The sequence below is a fragment of the Methanosarcina sp. genome, assembly GCF_028693135.1.
Taxonomy (GTDB): Archaea; Halobacteriota; Methanosarcinia; order Methanosarcinales; family Methanosarcinaceae; genus Methanosarcina.
Window position 1 is genome coordinate 35209 of record NZ_JAQUVZ010000009.1, and the last position, 21513, is coordinate 56721.

At 40.6% G+C, this 21513-nt stretch carries 14 protein-coding genes; 4 read left to right on the top strand and 10 right to left on the bottom strand.

What is annotated here, in order from left to right; all coding sequences use genetic code 11:
* The first annotated feature begins 29 nt into the window (after positions 1 to 29).
* The 3 genes from PHF18_RS06315 (at position 30) to PHF18_RS06325 (ending at position 6253) form a co-directional block, all read left to right on the top strand.
* Positions 30 to 3521 carry a HEAT repeat domain-containing protein gene (locus PHF18_RS06315; RefSeq protein WP_300099892.1) on the top strand — a complete coding sequence of 1164 codons (3492 nt, stop codon included), beginning with the start codon at positions 30 to 32 and terminating at the stop codon, positions 3519 to 3521.
* A 105-nt stretch (positions 3522 to 3626) separates the two neighbouring features.
* Positions 3627 to 4667 (top strand): methylcobamide:CoM methyltransferase MtaA, encoded by a 1041-nt coding sequence (gene mtaA, locus PHF18_RS06320; RefSeq protein ID WP_300099895.1) that lies wholly within the window; start codon positions 3627 to 3629, stop codon positions 4665 to 4667.
* 455 nt (positions 4668 to 5122) lie between these two features.
* On the top strand, positions 5123 to 6253 hold the full coding sequence (locus tag PHF18_RS06325) for an ATPase (RefSeq protein WP_300099899.1): 1131 nt from the start codon (positions 5123 to 5125) through the stop codon (positions 6251 to 6253).
* A 443-nt stretch (positions 6254 to 6696) separates the two neighbouring features.
* Here PHF18_RS06325 and PHF18_RS06330 read toward each other — a convergent pair whose 3' ends face one another.
* A complete protein-coding gene (locus tag PHF18_RS06330; protein ID WP_300099902.1) occupies positions 6697 to 7884 on the bottom strand; it encodes an ISH3 family transposase in 1188 nt (395 codons plus the stop codon).
* A gap of 410 nt (positions 7885 to 8294) precedes the next feature.
* On the opposite strand from PHF18_RS06330, the gene PHF18_RS06335 reads away from it, so the two are divergent.
* Positions 8295 to 12053, top strand: coding sequence for a HEAT repeat domain-containing protein (locus PHF18_RS06335; RefSeq protein WP_300099905.1), 3759 nt, complete (start codon positions 8295 to 8297; stop codon positions 12051 to 12053).
* Between the two features lie 176 nt (positions 12054 to 12229).
* Here the strand turns inward: PHF18_RS06335 and PHF18_RS06340 are convergent, their stop codons facing one another.
* The 9 genes from PHF18_RS06340 to endA all read right to left on the bottom strand — a co-directional run bounded on the left by PHF18_RS06340 (position 12230) and on the right by endA (position 21403).
* Positions 12230 to 13627 carry a type IV pilin N-terminal domain-containing protein gene (locus PHF18_RS06340; protein ID WP_300099908.1) on the bottom strand — a complete coding sequence of 466 codons (1398 nt, stop codon included), beginning with the start codon at positions 13625 to 13627 and terminating at the stop codon, positions 12230 to 12232.
* Between the two features lie 512 nt (positions 13628 to 14139).
* On the bottom strand, positions 14140 to 14478 hold the full coding sequence (locus PHF18_RS06345; RefSeq protein ID WP_300099911.1) for a hypothetical protein: 339 nt from the start codon (positions 14476 to 14478) through the stop codon (positions 14140 to 14142).
* Positions 14479 to 14487: 9 nt separating this feature from the next.
* Positions 14488 to 15552, bottom strand: a complete 1065-nt coding sequence (locus tag PHF18_RS06350) for a type IV pilin N-terminal domain-containing protein (RefSeq protein WP_300099914.1) — start codon at positions 15550 to 15552, stop codon at positions 14488 to 14490.
* Between the two features lie 386 nt (positions 15553 to 15938).
* The gene (locus PHF18_RS06355) at positions 15939 to 16304 is read right to left on the bottom strand and encodes a cupin domain-containing protein (RefSeq protein WP_300099917.1); all 366 of its coding nucleotides are present in this window, start codon (positions 16302 to 16304) and stop codon (positions 15939 to 15941) included.
* A gap of 209 nt (positions 16305 to 16513) precedes the next feature.
* Positions 16514 to 16996, bottom strand: a complete 483-nt coding sequence (locus PHF18_RS06360; protein ID WP_300099920.1) for an SRPBCC domain-containing protein — start codon at positions 16994 to 16996, stop codon at positions 16514 to 16516.
* A 258-nt stretch (positions 16997 to 17254) separates the two neighbouring features.
* The gene (locus PHF18_RS06365) at positions 17255 to 17929 is read right to left on the bottom strand and encodes a PHP domain-containing protein (RefSeq protein ID WP_300099923.1); all 675 of its coding nucleotides are present in this window, start codon (positions 17927 to 17929) and stop codon (positions 17255 to 17257) included.
* A 540-nt stretch (positions 17930 to 18469) separates the two neighbouring features.
* Positions 18470 to 19732, bottom strand: a complete 1263-nt coding sequence (hflX, locus tag PHF18_RS06370; RefSeq protein ID WP_300100119.1) for a GTPase HflX — start codon at positions 19730 to 19732, stop codon at positions 18470 to 18472.
* Positions 19733 to 19753: 21 nt separating this feature from the next.
* Positions 19754 to 20149 (bottom strand): DUF2209 domain-containing protein, encoded by a 396-nt coding sequence (locus PHF18_RS06375; RefSeq protein ID WP_300099926.1) that lies wholly within the window; start codon positions 20147 to 20149, stop codon positions 19754 to 19756.
* A gap of 201 nt (positions 20150 to 20350) precedes the next feature.
* Positions 20351 to 21403: a tRNA-intron lyase gene (gene endA / locus PHF18_RS06380; RefSeq protein WP_300099929.1), complete on the bottom strand. Its 1053-nt coding sequence runs from the start codon at positions 21401 to 21403 to the stop codon at positions 20351 to 20353.
* Positions 21404 to 21513 lie beyond the last annotated feature (110 nt).

Sequence of the window (21513 nt, forward strand, 5' to 3'; positions counted from 1 at the left end):
TCTATTCGTGCTAAAATTGTGGGGACCTTATGCCTGTAACAGAGAGCATCTCAAAAGGCGGACTGGATAAACTGGATAAATACCTGAAAGGTTTAATTCAGGAAGACAGTACAGAAGATATCAGTAATTTCTACACCAGTAATTTTTACACCAGTAATTTTTACACGGAACTTTCGGTCAGGGAAATATTACCGATCACCCGCCAACTTTTTGAAGAAAAGGTCTGTCTGAACCGTGAATTTGGAGTCCTTCAATTTGTAAAAAAAGAAAAACATTTAATAATTTACGGAGAAGCAGGTTCGGGAAAGACCTGGACCCTTAGATGGCTGGGTAATGCCTGTGCCAGGAAATGCCTCGATAAAAAAGAAGGCTTTGTCCCCATTTACGCAGCACTTGATTCCTACGTTAAAGGCTCTTTTTATGATTATTTGAGAAGGACAACGGGAAAAAAAGGTATATCAGGACCTGATTTCAGGAAACTGCTGGAAGGAAAAGCCCTGCTGCTTCTGGATGGGCTTGACACGCTTACCCCTTCCGACAATTTTTCTCCTTTCGATGAAATTTCCGATTTTATCTCAGAATACGAAAACTGCAGATATGTTCTAGCCTCAAGACCCCGGCTTTCCGGCAGCATAAGAAACAGGTTTGCGGTTTGCGAACTTGAAAAACTGACTGATGAAAAAGTCAGGGACTTTATAGAGAAGTATATCCCGGATGAGGAACAGGCAAACTTTCTGAAAACCGCTGCCCTGAAAGAAAACAATTCAAATACGGTTCTTCGAAATCCCCTGATGCTTTCCCTCTGGCTCGAAATTGCAGAGTCCAGCCGGGGGATAAAAGAAAATGAAAAAAAGATTGAAGCTTCTCTTCCATCCAACCGGGCGGAGATTTATAAGGCTTTCATTTCAGAGCTATTAAAAAAATTGACAGAAGAAAAATCAATTCTCAGCGCCGAGAATGTATACTCGGAAAAAGAGAATTCGGAAAAAGAGAACTCGGAAAAAGAGAACTCGGAAAAAGAGAACTCGGAAAAAGAGAACTCGGAAAAAGAGAATTCAGAAAAAGAGAACTCGGAAAGGATAATAATTGAAAATATCCTTATTGATTTATCCTTCAAACTCCAGTGCATGAATAAGGTTTCATGCAAATACAAATACGCCTTTGAAGTGGCAGGGAAATATGTAAAATATGATTCATCCGGCAGATACGGTTCATTCTTCAAAAAAGAGGCAAGAAAAATTCTTCAGGCGTGCTTTGAGCTAGGGATCCTGAGAAGAAAAGGTTCCGAAATAAGATTAGAAATACACCAATCACACCAATCTTTTCAGGAGTACTTTGCTGCCTTAAAGTTGAGAACGTATTTTGAAAACGGCATGGATATCTCAGATGCGTTTGAGCATCCTGAATGGGAAGACGTGGTCATATTCACCTCTGAGCTGGTTGAATCTGGGGAAGAACTGGTAAATTCCATTATTTTAAGCGGGAATTTATGCCTTGCTTCAAAATGTGCAGGGAAAACCGGGCCCGAAACAAAGGAAAAATTATGTGCATTGCTTGCCAGGAAGCTTGACAGTAAATTTACAGTGGAAAAACTGAGGACAATTCAGAGCCTCGGAAGCCTGGGGACTTGCGGGATTGAAGCTGTTTCGGAAGCGTTTCACGATGAAGAGATAAGTGTGAGAAGGGAAGCTGTGAGGATCCTTGGGGAAACAAAATCAGAAGCGGCTCTTGCCCCGCTCACGGCCGCACTTGGAGACGGAGATTATTCGGTAAGGAGGGAAGCTGTAAAGGCTCTTGGAGTGATCGGGTCCGAGAGAGCAACCGAACTGCTCACGAACGCATTTGAAGATCAGGAAAGGGCTGTCCGTCTGGAAGCTACGGAAGCGCTGGCTCAGATTGAATCGAAAAGAGCGCTCGAAATCCTGGTAGGTGCCCTTGAGGCTAAAGATGATTTTGTGCGCTGGGGAGCTATAGGGGCTCTTGGCAGGGCAAACTCCGAAAAAGCAGCTGACCTTCTCATAGAGGCATTCCGGGAGGGAGATAACTTTGTTCGCCTGGGAGCCGCAGAAACCCTGGGCCAGATGAAATCAGAAAAAGCTTCCGGAATGCTCATAGAAGCCCTGGGAGACGAAGAGGAGTTTGTGCGATGGATAGCAGCAAAAGAACTTGGAAAAATAAAACTGGACAAAAGTCCTGATATTTTCATCGGCGCACTTGGGGATAAAAGCCACTTTGTCCGCAGGGAAGCGGCAAAAGCCCTCGGGAGGGCAGGGGTTGAGAAAGCAATTTCCCCTCTGATGTCCGCACTCTCTGATGAAGAAGAGTCTGTAAGAAAGGCAGCCGCTGAAGCCCTTGGAGATATAGGGGCAAAAAAAGCAGTTGACTCCCTGATCAGCTTACTCGGGGACGAGAGCCATTCAGTCCGGATAGAAGCAGCAAGGGCACTCGGGATGATAGAATCCGGGAAAGCCGTTTCTCCGCTCCTCCTCGCACTTGGAGATGAAAACCGCTTCGTCCGGAGAGGAGCGGCAAATGCCCTTGGACAGCTGAAACTCGAAAAAACCCTCGAACCGCTCATCTGTGCATTCGGATCAGGGGACCATTTTGTGAGGCGAGAGGCAGTAAGAACTCTCGGCCTGATAAAATCAGACAGGGCGTTGGAATCAGACGGGGAATTGAACCAGATGCCAGATACAGCCTCAGACCGGACCCTTGACATGCTGATTAGTGCCCTTGAAGACGAAGACGAGTTTGTGCGAAGAGAAGCTACAAAAGTTCTCGGAAACCTTTCAGAAAAAGAATCCGAAAGAGCTCTTAACCCCCTGATAAATGCTCTTGAAGATAAAGATGAGGAAGTTAGGAGGTTTGCAGCAGAGGCTCTTGTGAACCTGGACCCCGGAAGATCCATTGAACCCCTGATCTCCACCCTCAAGTCCGGAGACGAAATGGTGAGAAGGCTTGCAGCAGAGGCACTTGGCAGGATAAAATCAAAAAAAGCCATCCAGCCCCTGATAGATGTCCTTCTTTACGATGACGCTGGATTTGTGCGAAGGGAAGCTGCAAGAGCCCTTGGAAAAATAAAATCCGAAAAAACCATTGACCCGCTTATTAAGGCACTAATTGATGAAAACAATGATGGCAGATGGAGTGCAGCAGAAGCCCTGGGGCGGATTAAAGCCGAAAAAGCAATCGATCCTCTAATCAATGCTCTTGCCGACATTGACGATTTCACAAGGTGGGCGGCGGCAAGAGCCCTGGGCAGGATAAAACCGAAAAAAGCAATCGAGCCCCTAATCAACTCACTCTATGACTGGAACCGCTTCGTAAAAGCAGAGGCTGCATGCGCACTCAGTGAAATCTGTACGATATCCGATAAAGCACAGCTGCAGGCTTTACTTGCCTCGGAAAATAGATTTGCAGCAAATCTTGCTTTTGAGATCCTAGAAAGCCTTGAAACCGAAGAAAAATCAAAAGCCATATTGTTCCAGGAGCGGAGACATGTTCACATGGATCATGTTTGAACAAAAAGGCAAACCGGAATTGGAACATTGAAAAATTAGAAAACTGAAAATTAGAAAACTGAAAATTAGAAAACTGAAAAAAATCAATAAATAGGAGCCAGAAAAATGGTACAGAATCTCAGGAAAAACTTTCTTAACGCGCTTCAGGGAAAGCCCGTGGACAGAATCCCCGTTTGCTCCGTGACCCAGACCGGAACTGTAGAACTGATGGACCTGACCGGTGCCGCCTGGCCAGCCGCTCACTCTGACCCGGAAAAGCTGGCAGCTCTTGCCCTTGCAGGCTACGAGATTGCGGGCCTTGAAGCCGTACGTTATCCCTATTGTCTGACCGTGCTTGCCGAAGCCATGGGCTGCAATGTGCGGATGGGCACAAAAGATATCCAGCCCTCGGTCCTGTCTCACCCCTTCTCGGAAGGCCCGGAAAAACTGAAAGTCCCTGAAGCCCTGCTCGAAAGGGGAAGAATCCCCACCGTGTTCAAAGCAACGGAAATCCTGGCAGCCCGGACAGGAGGAAAAACCGGGAATCAAGAAGTCCCTCTTATCGCAGGGATGGAAGGGCCCCTGACGGTTTTTACCCACCTTGCGGAAGTCAAAAACTACCTGATCTGGACTATAAGAAAACCCGACTACGTCGACGCCTTCATGGAAACCTGCACCGAAATATGCATTGAGTACGCAAACGCTCTCTTCGACCACGGCGCAGATGCCCTCTGCATGCCCGACGGCGGAATAGTCGGCTCAAGGATGATGCCCCCTTCGGTTCTGGAAAACTCTGTCAAACCCTTCTACAAACGCCTCTGCAAAAAAGTGAAAGGCCCCGTAATCCTGCACATCTGCGGCGATGCAGGAGATTCCCTGAAAACCCTTTCAGAATGCGGGTTTGAAGCCATCAGCATCGAAGAAAAAGCCAGCATAAAAGCTGCAAAAGAAGCCATCGGAGACAGGGCAAGGTTAATTGGAAACGTTTCTCCCTCAAGGACTCTGCTCTTCGGAACCCCCGACGATGTGAAAGCAGAAGCAAAACAGTGCCTTTCAGCCGGTGTGGATATTCTTGCCCCGGGCTGTGGGATTGCTCCGAGAACTCCGCTTGCAAATATGAGGGCACTGGTGGAAGCCAGGGACGAGTGGTATGAAAAGACGAAATGAAAAAAAGATGAGAGGAACAAAAGTAAGGGGAAAATTCAGGCCATATTTTTAGCTGTATCGAGGCATTTACTTAGTATCTTATTAAATGGGCTTAATGGGCTCCTTTTCGATTATATAGTATAAAACTTCTCAATGTTCACATATCCTGTCACTCTTGCCACTCCTACACATGGCGAAGTGGTCAGAGAATCTTTTTTTAATAGGGTTTCATGTAACCAAAAAAAGTTACGATTCAGATAAACAAAACTTACAGGAAAACAAAACATACAGGGACCTGTTCAGCTATAATTATTAAGATTAGTTAAATTTAAGTTCATTTATAGTATTATACATATAATACCGCAAAATTGAATAAGATATACACAAATTTAGAAATTTCAGATCGTTACCAGTCTATTTTCGTTGTAAAGTGTGTAAATCATTCAAAATTAAAAAGGTACATCGGGGGGGGAATTATGGCAGAGAATGAATACTTGAAAAGATGTAGTATGTGTATACTGCCCGAAACAACACCAAACATTACTTTTGATAAAGATGGTGTTTGTAATTTTTGCCATTCTCATGTAAAAGTACAGTATGAAGGGGAATCAAAACTTAGAGAATTACTGTACTCGTACCGCAAAGATAGCAGCAAATATGATTGTGTTTTAGGAATCAGTGGTGGGAGAGATAGCAGTTATACACTCCTTAAACTTGTAAAAGATTATAATCTAAAAGTTCTGGCAGTTAATTACGAAAATCCATTTACGGATCCCCAGGCTAAAACCAATATTGAAAATGCTGTAGAAGCGCTAAACGTTGATGTTGTTAGTTTCAAATTGAAGAATAATATTCATGAAAAAACATTTAAACATAATTTTACTTCATGGCTTCGCGAACCATCTCCTGCGGCTATACCTATGATGTGTATTGCCTGTAAATTGATTCTTCCAAATGTAATTAAGTACGCAAAAAAGTATGGTGCGGGATGTGTAGTAACAGGAGGTAATCCATATGAGTACATATCTTTTAAAAGGGAATTACTGAATGTTTCAACAGATGACAATTACATGAATCTCTTAACAAAAAGTTTTGGCATAAAAGGTTTTGGAGGAATTGCGAATGAGATGCTAAAAAATCCTCTTTATTGCCATCCGAAGTGTATTCCCACAATGGTAACAGGATTTTTGTACGGAAATCCGTACAGTTTTGGACCCCGGTTTTTGTCCCCGAATATTAAGTTTATAGACATATTTCACTACATTCCCTGGAAAGAAGAAGAAGTTTTGTCAAGAATAAAGCGGGAATTGAACTGGGAAAGCCCGAGACGATTCAGTTCATCCTGGAGATTTGACTGCACTGTAAGTCATTTAAAAGATTTTATGTATATGAAAACTCTCAACATGACAGAAAAAGATGATTTTTATTCCAAAATGGTAAGAGAAGGTTTAATTACTCGTGAGGAAGCGCTAACAAGGCTAAAAGATGAAAATAAATTACATATGAATGAAATAAGGAAATTACTTGATAGCACCGGAATCACCGAGATTTCTTACTTAAAAAGGGATAAAGAGGAGCTCATTCGAAAAGAATTACTGGCTGAATAAGTAAGATAGTCTCTCTTTAAAGACCTTCTTTAAATACCTCGAAAAACCGACCAATTTTTCAAGGGCTAATAAACCTTATTTAGCAGGTGAAATTTCGAGGATACAACTTATAGTGAAGGCATTTGCGGAGACAAGGGGCATTAGAAGAAGGATTGAATAAAAGGTTAGAGGCGGGTGAAAATAAGGGGAAAAAATAAGACTGAGCCACCTTATAAGCTTTATTCTGACCGCCAGTAGTTCCGATTTACTGTAGTTCCGAATGACTACTCTCACTCATTTTCAATTTTTCCATAATAGTTCACAAGAAAAGCCTTCATTTCATTCCTCTGGAGTATATTGTTGATAATGTAATCTAAAAATTTCAGTATTGTAAAGTCCCTAAGTAAAATTTGTATATAGTCTCCACTAACCGATTTTATGTTTTTTTGATTATATCCTGATATTTATATATCTCTTAATCGGGCGCGAAGCGCCCGACTTCTTTCTCGATTAAATTTCATTAAGTAATCCAGGAATAACTTGACTGGAATATTGCATAATGACTCAATTCCATCTGTTACCGCTTTAATAATATCTTGATTAATTACTGATTTCATTTGATATGCTGTAATCTCAAGAACCGATTTTAAGACATTCAAAATGTTATACATGATACATTGTATTACAAAAAATAGCGTCCTTGCAACAGGTGATTTAGAGCATGTTCGTATCTTAAAATCGTTTTTTACTCTATATCCAGTTTCTATATTCCATCTTTTTCTGTATTCTTCAGGTATTTGCTTTACGAATGTGTCTATCATACCCACTTTTTTATTTGTTGCAAATAGGATGTATCCTTTCTCCTGATCCCACATTGCTATAATGTTAAAAGTTGGTCCTCCTTCCAGAAACCGATATTCAAAAACAGTAGACGTATTTCCATTTTCTTTTGTGTGTTTCTCAAGTATGCCCTTTATTCTCTTGTTGGATTTAGCTGCAATTACGAAATCCAGTTTGTGTTCATCCATCTTTGAGATCACTTTCTTATTAAAAAATTCTCTATCCATGTATACAGTTCCCACTTTTACCCCCATATTTTCAATCCTTTCAAATAAAGAATCCATAAGAATCGAATAATCTTTGCTTAACCCATTGATATCAATAACATCAAATGTTAGCTTAGAATTTCCAATTATATCTAAAGTGCAGAAAGAATATCCCCATGAGGTTCCATTCTTTGGTTTGATTCCCCTTATCAAGGGAGTGTCTCTACTTCCATAATATGCCTTGTCGTGAAAGTCCACAGCTATGTCATGAACATTATTTTTAAGATTCATCATCTCAAAAATCTCATTATTTATTTTTCGAAATGAAGAGAGTACATCTTCAGTGGAATTGGATTTGATGTAATTAAAAATAGTATCAGCTGAAGGAATTCTTAGATTAGGTATTTTGGACCTGAGATCATTACTTGCAGATTCAAGAGAATTGGAAGAAGATGTCGCCGCATGAAGTAAAACATTAAGAGTTTCTTGATAGCTATAATTTGCTTCAGCAGGTAAAGTTATTATATCAATGATGCTAAACAATTCAGAAGACACACCCAGTAAACTGGTTGTGTCTATGATCATGGGATCGTTTTTGGTTGGCATTGAAAATGAATTCCATGATCTATTAGAACTTTTTTTTGGGTTATTAAATATAGTTATAAATGTTCCAAATTCAAAGTTCGGAAATTGGGTTATTCGGAACTACTGGACCGCTCCTAGCCCGCCCGAGTTTCGCTTTCCGAATTGCGCCTCGGGAATACGCGGTCCTTTTCTCTCCACTTCTTTTCGCTCAAGAGGACAAATTGATGGGTTATATCAGTGATCTGAGATCAAAAGGACTATCTTATAAGATTTCTGACCAGTACAACGATATTCGCTATACAAAACCGCTTTTGTCACGCTCGACGCAGGAGAGCGGTCTTTCCCGTAAAAAATAGAAAGAATTAATTTATATGGTTTCAATAAGGGAGCTGATCGAGAAGTAAAGAAGAAATGCTTTTGCCAATGAGGATATGATGGTTTTTTCAGAATTAGCTTTAGGCTTTCTTACTAACCTGATATATGATTCTTCCAAGAAAATCCCTAAAGAAATTTCTGATACTTACTCGAAAGTATATGATAAGGCGATTGAAGAGTTTTCAAATAAGCGTTGTAAATTGAATGGAATACAGATTGATACGTTTTTTCATCAGAAAAACGTGGAAATAGCAATCGAAAAATACCTGAAAAACCCGGATAAGCTTGATTGTTCAAATATTTTAATTCAAGAGTTTTTTGATTTATTCAGCGAGGAAGATTTCTCCCGCGAAGATACAGATTTAATCTTAAACACTTTTTTTGAAATCATAGATGCTGAGATCGAGAAATATCCTGAGCTTATAAAGTATCTTGACCATTATCTACTAAAACAAACATATCACAAAGTTCAGGAAATACATAAAATAGTTAATGAAAGTAAAGCGGATCAATGTAGCAAAGAATTAGATACAGATTTCGAGGAATCAATAAAGAAATACCTGAGTAAGACAATAAATGAACATATAGAAATCAGCGAAATATATACTGAACTTTCAGCTAAAAAGATCTTACCAACAAATCTCAAATTTGGCAATGAGAACAATTATAAAAATCAAAGGGATGGGAAAGACGATAAAAAGCAAGAGTTTGGAATTCTTGAACTTGTAGCAAAAGAAGAAAAGTTGATCATTTCAGGAGAATCTGGTTCTGGAAAAACAACTACGCTTAGATGGCTGAACTGTACCTTTGCCACAAAATATCTAGAAAGGAAAGAAGGTAGTATTCCTTTGTATATTGAACTTAATTCATATACAAGAGACTCATTTTTTGATTATTTTAAATTGCAGATTAAGAAAAAAGGTTTGTCTGAAATCACTCTCGAAACTCTCTTAGAAGAAAAATTAATCATTCTACTCGATGGTTATGATCTGCTCCTACCTACCGAAAAATTCTTCCCCTATGATGAAATTTCCAATTTTATCGCCAGATACAGCAACTGCAAATTTGTTATTTCGTCAAGATCCGGCTTTTTTGAATATTTAAGAAATGATTTCAAAGTAGTAGAGTTAGAAAAACTTACCGATGAAAAAATTGAGATATTCATAGAAAAACGTGTTATAGACAGGGAACTAAAAGTAATTTTAATAAATAATATTCTAAATGACCAGCAATTAAAATCTCTAATTACAAATCCTATGTTACTTCACCTTGCGATTGAAGTAACAAAGGATAGAAAAGACAGAAAGGAAGATTTACTTCCCTCAAATCGTTCAGAATTATATAATGCCTTTGTCTCCGGCCTCTTTTTTCATTATGAACGGACAAAAGGGAAAACTCTTTGTGCCAACCGAGTACAGATAAAAAATGCTCTTAAGGAATTATATTTTAAACTTCAATGTTGGAAAAAGGTTTCATGCGAGTATGATAAAGCCTTGGAAATTATCACAAAGCATACTAAAGATTCCAAATTCGAAGAAAAAACTCCTCAGTGCATCTTAGAAGATTGCTTCAAGCTCGGGCTTTTAGTAAAAAAAGATTCTAACATTAAAGGTTTAGAAGTTGAATATGGAATTCATCAATCTTTTCAAGAATATTTCTCAGCCTTAAAGCTAAAAGAGCTTTTTGAAAATGGATTTGACATCTCTAAAGCTTTCAGTCATCCCAGATGGGAAGAAGTTGTAATATTTACCTCTGAAATGATTGAATCTGCTGATGAATATATCAATTCAATAATTCTAAATGAAGAACTATATCTAGCCTCTAAATGTGGGAAAAAGATAAGTTATGAAACAAAAGAAAAGCTTTGTTCCTTACTTGTCGAGAAACTGAACTCGCAGTTCATGTTGGAAAAAAGAAGATCTATTGAGAGTTTAGGATTGCTTGGAACTGTATCTATAGACATACTCTCTGAAGTGCTCAAGTACGGGGAAAAAGATTTACAGTGGAAAGCAGCAGAAGCATTGGGAAAGACAAAATCTGAAAAAGCAGTGGAGCCATTAATAAATGCATTAAAAAATCAAGATGGGCTTGTGCAACGGTGTGCAGCAGAAGCACTAGGAGAAATAAAGTCTAAAAAGGTAGTAGACGTATTGATATCTTTTTTAAAAGATGAAAATCTTTTAATGCGACGGGGAGCAGCGAAAGCATTAGGAAAAATGAAATCTGAAAAAGCAATTGGGCCGCTTATAAACTCACTGAAAGATGGAGATAATTTCGTGCGATGGGATGTGGAAAATGCACTTGGTGAGATAAAATCTAAAAAAGCAGTAGATCCATTAATAAATTTACTGAAAGATGAAAATATTTTTATGCGATGGGGAGCGGCAGAAGTATTAGGAAAAATGAAGTGCGAGAAAGCAGTTAAACCACTTATAAATTTATTGAAGGATGATATTTACGTTGTAAGATGGGGAGCAGCGGAAGCATTAGGAGAAATAAAAAAGGAGCGTGCAGTGAAACCATTAATTAATGCGCTTAATGATAAAGATTATGTATTGAGTAAACCAGATGAAGATTTTGTTGTTAGATGGAGCGCATCAATGGCACTCGGGAACATAAGGTCTGAAAAAGCGGTAGAACCATTGATAAGCTTGTTAAAAGATGAAAATTTCAATGTACAATGGTGTGCAGTAAGCGCGCTCGGGGAAATGCGGTCTGAAAAAGCAGCGGAGCCACTGATAACTGCACTAAGGGATAAGAACTCCATTATGAAAGTAAATATCATAGTAGCTATCATAGATGCATTAGGAAAGATAAAGTCTAAAAAAGCAGTGGAGCCACTAATAGATTCACTAAAAGACAAAAACACAACAGTAAAAAAGGCAGCATCAGACGCATTAGGAAGCATAAGATCCGAAAAAGCAGTAGAACCACTAGTAAACATGTTAAACGATCAAGACACAGAATTAAGAGAGAAAGTAGTAAATGCACTATGGGAGATAAATTCCAAAAAAGCAATTGAGCCTCTAGTAAATAAACTAAAAGATGAAAATTCTAACATTCGACAGATAGCAGTAAAAGCACTAGGAATAGGTAGGAATGAAAAAGCAATTGAGCTACTGATAAATACGTTGGAAGACAAGGATGAAGAAGTGAGAAAAGTAGCTGCAGATACTTTGGGTAAGGTTAGTACTCCTGAAAATAAAAACCGTCTGCGTAATTTACTAAACTCAGACAATGAATTTTTGGTAAACACAGCGTACGAAATACTCCATGAAATCGAGAGAAAACAAAAATCAGAACCTATTTTGTTTGAAGATCTCAAGAAAAGAAGCAAAATAACTCCAAAATTTGGTATATTCGTCAGTTCGGTGCAAAAGGAACTTGAAAACGAACGTGTAATCATTCAGGATCTTGTAGAAAACGATCCTTTCTTATCGGCAGATTATACTTCTTTGCTCTACGAGTATGAACCAGCTTCTCCAGAAAAAACATTGGATGGTTGTTTGAACGCCCTTAATGGCTGTCAGGTTTATCTGCTCATCGTCGGGATGAAATACGGCACTCTTGTAGGAGAAATTTCGATTACTCATAGAGAATACCGCTATGCAAAGGAGAAAGGCTTTCCTATTCTTGTTTTCATTAAAGGAGAACGAAACATAGAACGTGAGCAGGGAACTGAAGCCTTGCTCAGAGAAATTGAATCTGACGACTTCAAGTACAAGAGATTCAGGAATGTCATTGAGCTCAAAAATGAAGTTAATGAATCCCTGAAAAAACTACTTCGGGACGAAGACAAATTCTTAAAAATCTAATTTCATGTTCACGCATTCCATCAATTCCGTATCCTCATGCTTATACGCCGGCGCACAGCAGCAGAGAATTTTCAGCTCCTTTTCGGAGAATAAAAGTCCTGAGCCTTTTCCCTGGAAAGGCCCCTTCCTCGGCTCCAAAGACAGCAGGAAAGGGCGTTTCATTTTCATTCACCATATTACAAAGGGTACTTTACAGTCCCAGCTTTTGTTATATTATCCCATGTGTACGGGGGGTAAGTTACCCCATTCACCGTAAAGGTGAACGTTAATGTACCACTGTTGTAGTCTACATTTTTTAATACCAAGGGATCTGTCCTCCCTTCGTCGTCCGTTTTCTGTTTATCAAACGTTTTACTGGCTGCACCGCTCCAGTTGCCGGAAACTTCTGCATTTTCGACCGGAGCATCTTTGTTGTCAAGGATGGTTACAACAGCAGTTGCGGTAACCTTATTACCTCCACCATTTACGCTTGTTGTAACATTCACACTCCCAATGTGGATGAGATCTCCCTGAGGAACTACAGGAGCGGGTGATTTTTTGACAATGCAGGGAATATATACCGCAATGTAGTCGATGTGAATGTAATGCATATGACCGTTTCCGGGAATTTTTGCAAATATAGAGACGTTGAGGTTTTCAAGGTCTTCAGTGGTTGTAATATAGGGCAAATCGAACTCATCTTCAATGTACGTTATTCCATTGTAATTATACATTTTCATATTTTTATCAAAGAGGACATGTTCACAGGAAGTTCCGCTTGTCTGGTCCCGTACCTCTAACTTGCCCCACCTAAATGAGTTATCATGTTTTGCATAAACAACTTTGATCTTTGCACCGGAAATGTTGAGATGTTCATAATCCAAGAACGTGGCTCCGAAAGACTCGAGCACTGATTTATTAAGCCCAAATTCAAAGTATTCACAGGTTGAAGCAGCATTATTAGGGTAATATGTTGTGTATTTGTCGTCATCTATCTTCTGAACGTCATCGAGACATGCGGATCCATCAACACTTTTTGTGGACGTGGAATTGTCGAGTGCAAGAAGCTGGGGCGGAACCCATATGCCTCCTTCATCGTACTCTTCTCCTGGAATTTCATCATCAAGGTAAATAGAAGGAATAAAAGACTTCTGGATCACCTGTTTAGAAGGAGTGTGTATGAAGAATATGGTTAAGTCCTCATCGCGGTTTTCGAGATCAAGGCCACACATTTCCGACACATTAATCGAAATGTATTCCCCCAGATCCCAGTACCCATTATCCCCACATTGTTCAGTAAGCTTGCTGGATAGATTTTCCCCGTTTATAACATACTCTGTACTATCCGACTGCAGAACAAGTTTAAATTCTTTGATGGGAACCGGTTTGCCCCCATTATTAAAGAGAACGACTGTGTCGTTGAATGGATCAAGTTGTTCATAAAAGTCAATATGAGGGACTTCTGAAGGTTTTGATTCAGACAACACAAACGTGCCAATTGATGTCATCACTATAATAATGACGATAGTCAGAAGCACCTCGCCCAATACCTCTGAAACTGCACACTCGTTATGTATAAATTTTTTTGAATACACCCTAACATACCCCTGTTCCGTAGAAAAAGCTTACATAGCATGTTTATAAGATTATTGAACCCCGATTAATTCAGATGACATAAATATAGATGCACTAGTACATAAACAATTTGTTAACAATGTAAAAGCAGGAAACTGTTGAATTCGTGCAGTACTAATGCCCGCGAAAAAATTCGTTTATTTCGAGGAATCGGGACAGGAAAGCACAGTAATTACTTTACCCAGCTGGAAAAACCAAACACATATGCGTTGAGGCTGCGGCAAACAAGATATGCTTCCGGAATACCTTATCAACAGGGTTCAACTGTCAAAAAAGAAAAACGTAATCTAAAAACACTGGTTATAGGAATTTGCTCAAGTTATTCAGGAAAAAGAAGTTGAATTGAGTCAAAGTATTCATTTTTAATTTATATCTCCATTCATTTATAATTTAGTTCAGTAATTGGAAAAACCCCTTCCTCGGCTCCGAAGATATCAGGAAGGGGTAGTTCACTTTCATTCACCATATTACATTAAGGGTAAGCTACCATCCAGGGTACCGTATTTCCATCCCATGTGTATGAGTCATGCGTAACATCATTCACATAAAAGGTGAACGTTAATGCAGTTCCTGTGTATTTTACCTCATTTGAATAAACCATCACTGTCCCTGCATTTTCCGTTTTCTGATTAGAAAACGTATCACTGGCTTCACCGCTCCAGTAGCCGGAAACTTTAGCATCTTCGACCGGATTATTGTTGTTGTCAAGGATGGTCACAACTGCAACACCCTTAACTTTACCACTGTTTCCCTTTACGCTTGTTGTAACATTCACATCCCCAATGTGGATGAGGTTTTCCTGAGGAGCCACAGGAGCGGATTATATTTTGCCACTACTGGGAATATATACCGCAATGTAGTCGACGCTAAGGTCATGCTTACCGCTTTGTCCATGATTTGCCTGTGCAAGTATAGAGACATTGAGGTTCTCAAGGTCCCTGTAATTTGTGATGTGGGGCAAATCGAATACTTCATCAGCATACTCTTTTTTGTGTTCAGGGAGGTCATATTCATAGAATTTCCCTTCCGTTTGATCCCAGACCCGTAGCTTAATCCATTTAAATGAATGGTCGTGCCCACTATAAATCACTTTGATCTTTACATCGGAAATGTCGAGAGTTTTATAATTAGAACGCATGACCCCGAAATTCGAAAACGTGACCCCGAAAGACTCGAGCACTGATTCATTCATCCCGAACTCGAAATACTCATACATTGAAGCTTCTTCATTCGGATAATAAGTTGTAAAACCGCCTCCTATTTTTTGGACGTCGTCGAGGCATGCAGACCCTTTATCGCCTTTGGGAGACTCAGAATTGTCGAGTGCAAGAAGCCGGGGCGAGATCCATATAGACCCTCCTGTGTACCAGTCTCTTGCAATGCGGTCATTGGGAGTCAGGATATCATCATCAAGGTAAATAGAAGGAATAAAAGCCTTCTGGATCACTTGTTTAGAAGGAGTGTGTATGAAGAATACGGTAAAGTCTTCATCGCGGTTTTCGAGATCAAGACCGCACATGTCCGCCACGTTAACAGAAATGTATTCCCCCAAATCCCAGAACCCATTATCCCCATATTCTTCAATAAGCTGGCCGGATAGCTCTTCCCCATTTATGACATACTTTGTACTTCCCGACTGCAGAACAAGTTTAAAGTCCTGGAGGAAAACCGGTTCACCCCCATTATTAAAGAGAACGATTGTGTCGTTGAATGGATCAACTTGTTCATAAAAGTCAATATGCGGGGTGTGTGAATGTTTTGCTTCAGCCAACACAACCACGCTAATTGACGCCATCATTATAATAGTAATGAAAGTCAGAAGCACCTGGCCCAATACTTCCGAAACCGCATACTCATTAAGTCTAAATTTTTTTAAATATACCATAGCAGACCCCCATATATAAGAAGAAGCTTACTAAGCATGTTTTTAAGAAAATCGAACCCCGAATAAATTTGTTAATATAAAAATGGATGTTTGAATACATAAACTATTTGTTAACAATGTTAACCCGGGAAACTGTTGACCTGTTGCATTACTCATGCCGGTGCCGAGATTCGTTCCACCTAAGGAATCGGGACAAGAAAGCACAATAATTACGTTTCCCGGCTGGAAAAACCAAAAACATCTACTTTGGGGCTGCGGCAAACAAAATGTGTTTCCGGAATACCTTATCTACCCATTAGAAAAAATTAGAAATCACTTAACAGGAATTTATTGATCTGTTGATTCTTATTGATCTGTTGATTCTTATTGATCTGTTGATTCTTTTATTACTCCAGCAGTTCCGTATCCTCGTGCGAATAAGCCGGCGCACAGCAGCAGAGAATTTTCAGTTCCTTTTCCCCGGGATTTCGGACCCTGTGCGGAATTCCAGGGGCAATACAAATAGAATCTCCTTTTCTGACCTCGAATTCTTCAGAGCCGAGGGTCATTATCCCGCTACCTTCTGTAATGTGATAGATTTCTTCGGTTATCCGGTGTTTGTGAAGAAAAGTTTTACCTCCGGCAGGCACGATGGCTTCGGCGAGGCTCTGTTCTGAGTTACCGTGGACTGTGGGGTGCATAAGTTCGCGGATTATTGAGCCGTCTTTTGTGATGTAGGGTTCTACCTTTTCATATTCGGTTTTAAGGGACATTCAAAACTACTGGAACTAACAACTATATAAATATTTTACATTTAAAGAGATTGGGGTATTTCGTCTTCCAGAAAAAAGTATCCTTCCAGATAAAAAGCCAGATAAAAAGCCAGATAAAAAATGAGATAACAGGATGTACAGCTGGAGAGAAATTAAAATCCGTTTATAAATCTGTCTATCGGGCATTATAGATCAAGTATCCTAGAAACTCATCTGACCCTTTCCGCCCTTTTTTTAAGGGCATTGTTCATATCTCCAAAGCTGCGTACCGTACCCTTCTCTATAGACCATGAAGTGCTGATAATAGGAATTGCAATTCCATTGAATATCTCTTTCTGGATAAAGCGAACCTTGCGGCCTGAAATTTCTTCGAGGATGAGGCTGTGCTCCCCATCGAGCAACCCAGGGAAAAAGAAACTTCCTTTCCATGTAAGCTCTTTTCCGGGCTCCAGGCGAATGATCCTCGGGTGAATGATCACTCCTTTTTTTTCCCACTCCGGCTTCATATGGACTTTAATTTTGCTCCCGACCTTTGCCTCCCCACTGATTTCCTTTATGTAGGGGTTCCAGTTGGGATAGGCTGCAAAATCCATAAGAATCTGCCAGATGCGGTCCACAGAAGCGAAAATTTCAATTTCTGTGCTGATTTCTTTTTTGAACCCGATGGTTGCAACTCCTCTTTCACTTTTCATGTTTTTTCTTAGTCTATCGAAGGCAAACTTATTAACCCTGCTTATTTAGACCGGGAGCAGGGGAGATTAAGTAGAAAAAAGAAGGTTCGGACTATAAGTTCAGTTAACTCAGTCAGTTAACTCAGTCAGTTAACCCAATCAGTTAACCCAATCAGTTAACCCAGTCAGTTAACCCAGTCAGTCAACCCAGTAAATCAGTCAGCTCAGTCAGTCAGCTATTCTTACAGCTCACTCAAAACTCATTTTGCATAAAGTCCTTTAAAACCTTCCGAATAATTTATTTCTCATTTTTCGCTTTACGCTCCCTGCCATCTGTTTCAGGATTATAGGGGTGGGCGTATTTTTCCCTGCAGGAGCAACTTTACCTTCTCTTATTGCTTTCAAAACGGCTTCAACTGTGTTTTCAGAGGCATCAATTTCAGTGTATGCCTGCCCGACCATTTCTGGAATATGGGAATCGCTTCCTGCAACTCCAGGGAGTCCAAGTCTTATTGCCTCAGCCAGAGCTTCCCGGTTGGCTGAATTGAAAAGGCAGCGAGAATTGAAGACCTCAACTGCATCTATATCAAGCCCTTCCAAACTTCCTATCCCGTGGGAACTGCTCTTGAAAGGGTGAGGAATAATAACCGTGCCTCCAAGTTTTCGAGCCCTGCGGATAGTTTCTTCCGGACTTAACAGAGGTTCAATATTTTCCCTGACCCCGAGAACCAGAATATGCCCTTTTGAAGAACTAACCTCTATCCCGGGAATGACTGTGATTTCAAAACCAAGCTCCAGGGCTTTTTTAGCACAGGCAAGCCCTCCTTGAACCGTATCATGGTCACAGATAGCAAATCCGTCAAGTCCCCTTTTACGGGCAGTCTCAAGAATATCTTCATGGCTTGACTCACTATCTTTTGAATGCTCGGAATGTACGTGAAGATCGAATTTCATGCTAATATAAAAATGAGCGATGAAGTTATATAAATTTTGAAACGGAAACGAAAAAAGAGATAAAGAAAGGAAGCAGGCACATGATACCTTGCTTTATATCACATAAGAATTCCGAAAAGAGAATCGGGACAACTGAATAAGGATAACTGAATAAGGAAAACTGAATAAGGAAAACTGAATAAGAAAAACTGAATAAGGAAAACTGAATAAGGAAAACTGAATAAGGATAAACAAACCGAAAAAAATGACAGGAGGAATAGCGAACGGGCAAATGGATATAAAAAATCTGGTGTAGGGGTAGTTTAGGATATTAGGAGGGTCTGATGTATTCAGTAGACACCCGTTCGCAAACAAACAAACAACTTTCGGGTATAAATATCTTTCGTAGACATACGAACAATATTCAGGTTATGAAAAAAGAATTTCGGAACAGAAAAAAATTAGGAAATGTATGGATAATATACTAATTGATTTATATAATTAGAAAAGCTTTTTATTTTTCCATACTGCCTTAAAAAGTACCAAAAAACGCAATCTTCATCATTCACCCTCATTCAGTTCAAGAGATTTAATCCTGTTGAGAATCTCTGTTCTTGCCTCATAATCCACTGAAATTCGCTCCCCGTACTCAACATTGTGTACAATACCCTCATCGTACAGCCAGGAGAGAATTGACATCCCTTTTTCCGAATTTGGAAGGGAAAAGGAGTAGAAAGACCAGGCAGGAAGATGTTTGATTATCTCGGCTTTTAACTCCTGCATGCCAGCCTTTTCTATTGCGGAAACGAACACAGGATTGGGAGCCATATAGCCAATTTCTTCCATAACAGCTTCAAGTTCGGATGCTTCAAGCAAATCGGTCTTGTTAAGCACCGTAATCATCGGAACCCCCTGAATACGGTCCCAGAGAGTATCGTGAGCTGTGGAAAGTTTCTGCAGGATTATCTCGGGTTTTTCGCTTACATCGACTACCAGCAGGATAAGGTCGGAAAGAAAGATCTCATCGAGGGTGGATTTGAAGGCGTCAACCAGCCAGTGCGGGAGCTCCTCTATAAACCCTACGGTATCTGTCAAAAGAGCCTTTCTTCCTCCAAGTTCAAGGGCCCGGGTAGTCGGCACAAGAGTTGTAAAGAGCATATTCTGTGCTTCAACGCTTTCGTCAACAATGGAATTGAAGAGAGTGCTTTTTCCGGCATTGGTATAACCAGCAAGGGAAACCAGGGAAAACCCTTTCCTATGCCGGAAAACCCGCAGAGACTCGTCATCTTTTTCTGCAGACTCAAGTTCACTTTCAATCCTTGTTATCCTTTTCTTCAGGCCCTGTTCATAAGCGTCCTCATAGTCCCCAAGCCCCATGAAACCTGCCTTTTCCTCCTTTTTAAGAATGGAAACAATAGCTCTTGCCCTCGGGATCTCGTACCTCAGCCTCGCAAGTTCAACCTGCAGCTTGGACCTTCGGGTGGTAGCTCTTTTTGCAAAGATCTCAAGGATAAGCTGGAACTTGTCTATTACCTGGCACCCGCAGGTTTCCGAGATATTGAAAAGCTGAATTGTAGATAGCTTGTTATAAAAGATGACCTTTTCAGCCCTATTTAGTCTCACAAGTTCGGCAAGCTCTTCTATCTTTCCTCTCCCCAGCTGGTACTTGGAATCCGGAAATTTTGTCTGCGTAAGTTCCCCAACAGGAACATAGCCTGCAGCCCTTGTAAGTTCCCTGAGTTCCTCAAAGAGATATTCGCTGCGTTCAGGGTCAGCCCGCGGATTGGTTCTTTTTACGAGAATTACCCGGTTTTCGGTTTCTATATTTTGTTCTGCTGTAATGTTTCACGCCTCAATGACAAGTTCTTTAATAAGTAAATTTCGAGCGCTCAAAGAAATATGGTGAGCAAGTTCGATAGCCCTTCTCTCAGCCAGGGACTCCTGGTACTTAAACGCCCCTGAAAACATACTTTCTGGCACCCACAGGGGCTGGTTATACATATCCCCTTTTTCTGCCACAATTGTCCCCTCAAAGGAAAGCTGGTTAGCCGTATCCTCAATCAGCTGCACGACGTCAAGCAAACCGGGTGCTTTATTAAGCCAGATCGGAAGGATTTTCACCTGCTTAACTTTCTCGATATGGTCCGCAGAAACAGTAAGGGCTGCTGCCGCACAGACCATGTAGTAGCCGCCTTTGATCCTGTGCCTGCCCGATATGTCCACTGCAATAATATCCCACATTTATGCTTCACCCTCCTTCCTGGATGAAAACCAGGTTTTCACAAAACCCTTAAGAGAACGACGAATGTGTTTACTCAGATCTAATCTACTCAGATCAATAATCTTTACTCAAGCCTGCTCGAAGAAATATAATATGAAATATAATATGAAATATAATATGAAATTTCATTTAATATGAAATTTCATTTTGACTCTACGTAATCACATTTTGACTCTGCCAATATCCAGGTACTCGACTCCGTCCCCTTTCTCGATTGAAAAGAGCATTCGTTTGCGCACGCTGTTTGCAAGCCGGACAGCCCCGGACAGAACCGGAAGCCTGAACTCGTAATCTACAGGGATTACGTTTACAAGATACTCGGAATGGGGAATTTTTTCAATGGAATCGACTTTCCTGTAGACCCTGAAATGGGTCCCGAACTTAAAACCTGTCTTGACCACGTGCCCTGAGTCCCGCAGAGCTTTATAAGCAAGGTATTTCCGCAGGAAAGAACCTTCGATTTCCGAGGCTTTCTCAACAAACTCTTCGAACGAAAAGACCTTTCCTTTCCTGTCCCTGACAACTATAATCCCCCGCGAAAAGAGGTAGAGGGACTCAACAAGGGAAAGCTGCAGCCTTTCAGGGTCGAGCATTTTTCCGTAGAAACCTCTGGCATAAAGAGCCCCGGAAGCCTGAGCGTCCCAGGCGATTACCCTGTCTTCGAGGAAAGTTGCATCGGTTTTGACTGCAGGGAAAGGCTCAGGCATCTCCCCTTCAGGGGCAGCGGTTTTAATCTCGTAGAAGGTGAGGTCACTTTCTTCATCCACCACAGCCAGGATAAACTGCTTGTGCACATTTTCTGCCGAGACGACTGAATCCTGCAAAAGCTTTACAGAAAGAAGCTGCCTTTCCGACAGGACATGGACAAAAATTTTTGCCGCACTTTTTCCGGGATGGCTGCCTCTAGGGTATACCCTGAAGTCCACAGCTGAAGGCTGGACATAATACCCCCTCTCTTTGAGGTCTTTGTAAACGATATATTTCAGCTCGAAATTCGGCTGCCTCAGAGAAGCCTGTTCGAAAAATGCCCTGAAATCAAGCAGTTTTCCTTCAAGCTCTATCTCGAGTTTTCCTCTGAACTGGAGGTATGCTGCTTCCACAAGAGAGAGTTCAAGCCCGCCGTCCCTGGGACGCCCGAAATAACCAGTTTTGTAAAGCTCGGCCACCGCGTCCGTTCCGGCAAGGACTCGGTCCCCTTTAAGTTGTGTTTTCAATAGGTTCACCTGAAAAGAAAATAGAATAAAAATAAGTTTTATGGAATATATTTTGTAATATTCGAGGTTTTAACAATCTGGTTTATAACCATCTGGATTATTATTCTGGA

What these genes read in the sequence shown, in the direction of transcription:
- PHF18_RS06315 (WP_300099892.1), top strand. Translation starts at nt 30, where the DNA reads ATGCCTGTAACAGAGAGCATCTCAAAAGGCGGACTGGATAAACTGGAT.
- mtaA (WP_300099895.1), top strand. Translation starts at nt 3,627, where the DNA reads ATGGTACAGAATCTCAGGAAAAACTTTCTTAACGCGCTTCAGGGAAAG.
- PHF18_RS06325 (WP_300099899.1), top strand. Translation starts at nt 5,123, where the DNA reads ATGGCAGAGAATGAATACTTGAAAAGATGTAGTATGTGTATACTGCCC.
- PHF18_RS06330 (WP_300099902.1), bottom strand. Translation starts at nt 7,884, where the DNA reads ATGCCAACCAAAAACGATCCCATGATCATAGACACAACCAGTTTACTG.
- PHF18_RS06335 (WP_300099905.1), top strand. Translation starts at nt 8,295, where the DNA reads ATGATGGTTTTTTCAGAATTAGCTTTAGGCTTTCTTACTAACCTGATA.
- PHF18_RS06350 (WP_300099914.1), bottom strand. Translation starts at nt 15,552, where the DNA reads ATGGTATATTTAAAAAAATTTAGACTTAATGAGTATGCGGTTTCGGAA.
- PHF18_RS06355 (WP_300099917.1), bottom strand. Translation starts at nt 16,304, where the DNA reads ATGTCCCTTAAAACCGAATATGAAAAGGTAGAACCCTACATCACAAAA.
- PHF18_RS06360 (WP_300099920.1), bottom strand. Translation starts at nt 16,996, where the DNA reads ATGAAAAGTGAAAGAGGAGTTGCAACCATCGGGTTCAAAAAAGAAATC.
- PHF18_RS06365 (WP_300099923.1), bottom strand. Translation starts at nt 17,929, where the DNA reads ATGAAATTCGATCTTCACGTACATTCCGAGCATTCAAAAGATAGTGAG.
- PHF18_RS06375 (WP_300099926.1), bottom strand. Translation starts at nt 20,149, where the DNA reads ATGTGGGATATTATTGCAGTGGACATATCGGGCAGGCACAGGATCAAA.